The sequence below is a fragment of the Streptomyces sp. NPDC050388 genome (assembly GCF_040655635.1).
In the GTDB taxonomy this organism is placed as follows: domain Bacteria; phylum Actinomycetota; class Actinomycetes; order Streptomycetales; family Streptomycetaceae; genus Streptomyces.
Map to the genome: position 1 here is coordinate 1 of NZ_JBFAKH010000294.1, position 1013 is coordinate 1013.

The 1013-nt window shown below is 76.1% G+C and carries 1 protein-coding gene; it reads right to left on the minus strand.

Translation table 11 applies throughout. The features are described 5' to 3' along the window. The coding region (locus tag AB0I73_RS41490) for an MDR/SDR family oxidoreductase (protein ID WP_363045548.1) at window positions 1–1013 on the minus strand (1013 nt) is incomplete at both ends.

Below are 1013 nucleotides of genomic sequence, written 5' to 3' on the forward strand. Positions count from 1 at the left end.
GAGTACAGGACGAATTCGGTGAGGTCGTGGTGGCGGGTGAGTTCGTGGAGGTTCCAGGCGGCGTCGGCCTTGGGCCGCAGGACCCGCTCGACACGGCCCGCGTCGAGTTCGGAGATGATGCCGTCGTCCAGGACCCCGGCAGTGTGGATCACGGCGGTGAGCGGGTGCTCGGCCGGGACCCGGGCCAGGGCCGCGGCCAGCGCGTTTCGGTCGGCCGCGTCGCAGGCCACCAGGTCCACCCGGGCCCCGGCCGCCTCCAGCTCCGCGACCAGCGCGGCCGCGCCCGGCGCGGCGGGGCCGCTGCGGCTGAGCAGCAGCAGGCTGCGCACCTGGCGCTCGGCCACCAGGTGCCGGGCCAGCAGCCCGCCGAGCGTGCCCGTCGCGCCGGTCAGCAGATAGGTGCCGTCGGGGTCGGCCGGGCGCGGCACGGTGAGCACCACCTTGCCCACGTGCCGGGCCTGGCTGACGTGGCGCAGGGCCTCGGGGGCCTGCCGGATGTCCCAGGCACGCACCGGCGGCAGGGTCAGCACGCCCCGGGCGAACAGCTCCAGCAGCTCGCGCAGCATCTGCTGGATCCGCTCCGGGCCGGCCTCCAGCAGCTCGAAGGCGGTGTAGGCCACCCCGGGGTGGGTGCCGGCGACCCGGGCGGCGTCGCGGATGTCGGTCTTGCCCATCTCCAGGAACCGGCCGCCGCGCGGCAGCAGGCCCAGGGAGGCGTCGACGAACTCCCCGGCCAGGGAGTTGAGGACCACGTCCACGCCGCGGCCGTCGGTGGCGGCGGTGAAGGCGTCGGCGAAGTCCAGGCTGCGGGAGGAGGCGATCCGCTCGGCCGGGATGCCCAGGGCGCGCAGCACCGGCCACTTGGCCTCGCTGGCGGTGGCGTACACGGTGGCGCCCAGGTGACGGGCGAGCTGCACCGCGGCCGTGCCCACCCCGCCGGTGGCCGCGTGCACCAGCACCGACTCCCCCGCACGCAGGCCCCCCAGGTCGACCAGCCCGTAGTACGCGGTCAG